Below are 5,411 nucleotides of genomic sequence, written 5' to 3'. Positions count from 1 at the left end.
AATGTACGAGGTAGTCGATGCTAATCTTGATTACATCATTTGGTATTTTCTTACAAATAGAGGCCGGCACCTTCTAGGGTTAGCTTCCCCTGGTGGTGCGGGAAGAAACAAAACGCTAGGACAGAAAGACTTTAATGAACTAAGGCTGAACTTACCTTCCTTGAGAGAGCAAGAAAAAGTCGCAGATTTTTTAAATGAGATTGATAAGCGACTATCCTTACTTAATGAAAAGCTTGACTTGTTGGAGCAATACAAAAAAGGTGTGATGCAAAAGCTATTCAAGCAGGAAATTCGTTTTAAAGATGAGATAGGTAACGATTTCTCCGATTGGCAATGGAAGCAAGGGAATGAAGTTTTTGATGCTATCTCAAATAAAAATCACAACTCCGACCTGCCAATATTGGCTATTACACAGGAATATGGAGCTATTCCCCGTGATTTAATTAACTACCAAGTACAAGTTACCGATGGCAGTGTGGCAAGTTACAAAGTTGTTGAAAAAGGCGACTATATAATTAGCCTAAGAAGCTTCCAAGGTGGCATCGAGTATTCAAGATATAGGGGAATATGCAGTCCCGCTTACATCATATTGAGGCCATCTATTTCGATTGATGACGACTTTTATCGATACTACTTAAAGACTGGCAGATTTATCCAAGAAATGAAGAGACGCTTAGAGGGTATTCGAGATGGTAAAATTCTAAGCTATAAATACTTTTCAGAAATTAAGCTTCCATTCCCATGTATCGAGGAACAAAGAAAGATTTCTCATTTTATTAATACTCTCGATAAAAAGTTAAGTTTGGTAAAAGAACAAATAGAGCTTACTCAGACCTTTAAAAAAGGGTTGTTACAGCAGATGTTTGTCTAGGATGACGGTGTACAAGGAGTAAATGTGGCCTATCAGTCGGAACAAGAATTAGAAAATAAGCTCGTCGCACAACTTGCGAAGCAAGGTTTTGAACGCGTTCAAATCACCGATATCAAATCGTTGCAGGCAAACCTGAAAGCTCAGCTTTCTAAGCTCAACGGTTTTGATATTAGCGATACTGAGCTAAAGCAAATTCGTAACGCCTTAGCGAAAGGTAATGTGTTCGATAAGGCCAAGATTCTTCGTGACCGACTGCAAATCAACAAGGACGATGGCACCACTGGTTATATCCGTTTTCTGGATGAAGATGTTAAGCAAAATCACTTTCAGGTTACTCAGCAAGTTACCGTAGAAGGTCGTTACAAGAACCGTTACGACGTTACTATTCTGGTGAACGGCTTGCCTTTGGTACAAATCGAACTTAAGCGCCGAGGACTTGAATTAAAGGAAGCTTTCAATCAGATAAACCGTTATCAGCGCCACTCGTATTGGGCAGAAGATGGCCTGTTTCAGTACGTTCAGGTATTCGTTATATCAAACGGAGCGAACACCAAGTATTACGCTAACAACCGCAAACAAAGCTTTAAGCAAACGTTCTTCTGGGCAGATGAGTTAAATACTAAACGTTACAGTGAACTGACTGAATTTGCGCAGGTGTTTTTAACGCCTAATCATCTCACCGATATGATCACGAAGTACGTGGTATTAAATGAGACTGACCGTATTCTCATGGTGATGCGTCCGTACCAGATATATGCAACGGAAGCGATTATCGAACGCGTTGCTGAACGCCAAGTTTTAATTGCAAATGCGCAATCCACGGATAAGATGAATGGGTACATCTGGCATACAACGGGCTCAGGTAAAACCTTAACCTCTTTCAAAACGGCCCAATTGCTTACAGGCGACAGTCAAGTTCAAAAAGTGGTGTTTGTTGTTGATCGCAAGGATCTCGACTACCAAACCAGCAAAGAGTTTAATGGTTTTTCGAAAGGGTGTGTGGATAGTACGGATAACACAAAATTACTCGTGGATCAGTTTACCGATGCGCCGGTTGCGGCTGAAAAGGTCAATGAGCAACGTAATACTAAGCTAATTGTTACGACCATTCAAAAGCTTAACAACGCCATTAGCCACAAGCGTTACTCTAAACGAATGGAGCCGGTGAAAGATAAAAATATTGTCTTTATCTTCGACGAGTGTCACCGAAGCCAGTTTGGTGATACCCACCAAAAAATCAGCCAGTTCTTCACTAATCATCAAATGTTTGGTTTCACTGGTACGCCGATTTTTGTGGAAAACGCCGTCTCGAAATCATCTCGCAAATACACAACAACGGACTTGTTTCATAAGCCACTGCACAAATACACCATTGTCGATGCGATTAAAGATGAGAACGTACTTAAGTTTAACGTTGAGTATGTCGGCAGGTACAAGAAGAAAGATAGTGCAAACGAGATAGACATTGAAGTTGAAGGTATCGACACCAAAGAGCTGATGGACTCAGAGATTCGGTTAGAAAAAATTGTTGATTACATCATTGCTCAACATAACCGTAAGACTCATAGCCGAGAATTTACGGCGATGTTTTGCGTATCAAGCGTTCCTGCGTTGATAAAGTACTACGAACTGTTTGCAAAAAAGAAAGCGCAAGGAAAACATAACTTACGAGTTGCGACCATTTTTTCTTATGCAGCCAATGAAGAAGATCCCGACGCGGATGGATTAGACGATAACGACTTAGATAAGGTGGCGGAACCTCAAGCTGTATATAGTCACAGCCGCGATAAGTTAGAGCAGTTTATCGGTGATTACAACGAAATGTTCAGTTGTAGTTACACCACTAAAGACAGCGAGTCTTTCTATAACTACTACAACGATATTTCAAAGAAAGTTCGCCAGCGTAAGGTAGACATATTGTTGGTAGTAAACATGTTCCTTACAGGCTTTGACAGCAAAACCTTGAATACTCTGTTTGTCGATAAGAATCTCAAATATCATGGTTTAATACAGGCATATTCTCGCACCAACCGAATTCTTAACGAGCAAAAGTCACAAGGTAATATTGTGTGCTTCCGCAACCTCAAAAAGCGCACAGATGAAGCTCTTGCTCTGTTTTCAAACAAAGACGCTAAAGACACTGTAATCATGCCGCCGTATGACGAGTTCGTAAAACTCTTCAACAAAGCCTTTGGCAACCTTTTGGCTATCGCCCCTGATCCTGAAAGCGTCGACAGTCTGGAAGATGAAAATCAGGAACTGGAATACATTAAGGCGTTTCGCGAGTTAATGCGCTTGAGGAATATTCTGGAAAGCTTTGCAGATTTTAGCTTTGACGACGTGCGAATAGGTGAACAAGAGTTCGAAGATTTCAAGAGTAAGTACCTCGACTTGCACGACAAAGTGAAGACGAATAATGCCAAAGAAAAGGTGTCTGTTCTGGAAGATGTCGACTTCGAACTCGAACTCCTGGCGATGGATGAGATAAACGTTGCCTACATACTGAAACTCCTGAGTAAGTTAAAAGAAACCGAGTCGGAAGAAGAGTACCAGTATCAGTACAAGGTATTGATGCAAGCTGTGAACGGTGATCCTAACCTAAGAAGTAAACAGGAGCTCATCGACAAATTTATTAAAGAAAACCTGCCTAATGTTAAGTCTGCCGAAGAAGTAGACGACGCATTTGTAGCGTACTGGGAAGTCGAGAAAGAAAAGGCGACAAAGCAAATTGCAGTAGAAGAGCAACTCGTTCCAGAACGCATGAAAGATGTTGTTGAACGAATGATTTACAACAACCAAGAACCTTTGCGTGAAGAAGTGGCAGGACTCATGGAGAAACCACCCAGCATACTTCAGCGAAAGAAAGTCATACCGCGCCTTACCGAAAAGCTGAAAGACTTTGTGAATACGTTTTATGGTGGTGTTTAGGATGATTGGAACCAATTTGCAGGAGGCGGACTGTTGAGTTCATTAGTTAATTTGGCGTTGTTGGAGTCATTGAAAGCACATGATTTTAATGACGAGATTGATTTATATATCCCATTTTTGGCAAATACGATATTAGAGATAGAAAAAATTCCTTTTGATATCCGGGATGTTGCACAAGCTTTTAAGGATAAATTTGGTTTTAAACCGCCCGAAGCTGTTGTTAAGGTTTTGCTTGTAAGAGCTAAAAAAAGAGGTCTGGTCAAAGTTGAACAAAAACAGTACCTACCAAATGTTGAGAAATTGAAACCATATCGCGTTGATTACAAAAAAATAAACAGGTTTTAGAAGTCTCACTTGATAATGTCTTGAATGATTTTGTTGAGTTTGTTCACGGCAAATACTCAAGGAGAATAACCAAAGAGTATAGTGAAACTATACTACTTAGATTTATTGAGAATAACGTCTCATCACTACTAGATTCAAATCGCTTGAGCAAGTTTGGTAAAGACTTTGACATAAAAAATGAGAAGCAGTTAGTCGCAAGTTACATTGCAGCTCAATATCAAGGAAATACAAGGAATTGGCAAGACCTTCAAATTGTCTTGAAAGGCGTTGTCTTGGCAAACTATTTATTTTTTGCTGATAAAAAAGCGAAAAGCTCGAACAAAAAGATTTATAAAAACGTTACGGTATTCTTAGATACGCCACTTATTATCGCTTTACTCGGTTATAGTGGAAGACTAAGCCAGACCGCCATGGAAGAGCTATTAAAACTATTAAATATGCTCGAGGTGAATATACGCATATTCGATAAAACCCTGCAGGAGATTGAAGGACTCTTCGAAGCATGGAAGAGGGACCTGAAAAGAGGGAATGCGGATGCTTTCAATCCTTCAACCTTACAACTTTTTATTAGTAAAGATATTGACGCTCCACGGCTTGACACAGAACAGGCGTTGCTCGAAAAGACATTAAGTAACTATAACGTTTATGTTAAGTATGGATGGAAAGTAGATAATAATTATCAATGCGATGAGTCGGGATTAGAAGAACACTTACAAAAGAATAGAGCTGTAAACGTAGAGTCTAAAAAGGGGATTGAGCATGATGTTGTTTGTATTTCCCGTGTTCATAACTCAAGAAGTGGGGAAGTAATAAACACACTTAGTGAAAAGTTCTCGGTGTTTGTAACACCTAACTCTTCTCTTGTTAAACATGCCAACAGATACCTTTCTGAGGATATAGAATCCGGTATTCCAATCGTTATCTCTGATACTTGGTTAACAACTATATTCTGGTTAAAGCACCAAGATATCTATTCTGAACTACCTGTACAGTCACTAGTATCCAATGCTTATGCAACCTTAAACAGAGCTGACAGTGTCTGGGAAAATTTTTTACAGCGGTTTAATAGATTGAGCGATGATGGAACAATAACACGTGACACTGTTGAATCTGTTCGCTACAACAAAAATCTACTTAAAGCTGTAAATGAAATTTCTGTTGAGGCGGGCGACGATTTTACGGATGAAACGGTTCTGGATTTAGTCAGAGAAATTGAGAGTAGTAATGCTAAGAAGCAAGAAATAGCTGTGACTGAAGCCGTCAAGAA

At 39.8% G+C, this 5,411-nt stretch carries 4 protein-coding genes; all 4 read left to right on the top strand.

Features of this window, described 5'->3' with window-relative positions; all coding sequences use genetic code 11:
• Nucleotides 1-871: restriction endonuclease subunit S (locus BIZ39_RS20155; RefSeq protein ID WP_187447873.1), on the top strand; the 871-nt coding region annotated here is incomplete at its 5' end.
• 24 nt (nt 872-895) lie between these two features.
• Nucleotides 896-3,799, top strand: coding sequence for a type I restriction endonuclease subunit R (locus BIZ39_RS20150; RefSeq protein WP_061095825.1), 2,904 nt, complete (start codon nt 896-898; stop codon nt 3,797-3,799).
• A gap of 33 nt (nt 3,800-3,832) precedes the next feature.
• Nucleotides 3,833-4,144, top strand: a complete 312-nt coding sequence (locus BIZ39_RS20145) for a hypothetical protein (protein WP_187447872.1) — start codon at nt 3,833-3,835, stop codon at nt 4,142-4,144.
• A 20-nt stretch (nt 4,145-4,164) separates the two neighbouring features.
• Nucleotides 4,165-5,411, top strand: a 1,247-nt coding sequence (locus BIZ39_RS20140; RefSeq protein WP_187447871.1) for a hypothetical protein, incomplete at its 3' end; no start/stop codon positions are given.

It is taken from the genome of Alteromonas sp. BZK5 (assembly GCF_014349115.1).
Taxonomy (GTDB): Bacteria; Pseudomonadota; Gammaproteobacteria; order Enterobacterales; family Alteromonadaceae; genus Alteromonas; species Alteromonas macleodii.
The sequence above is the reverse complement of the archived record's forward strand: the minus strand, read 5'-3'. Positions and strand labels throughout refer to the sequence as shown.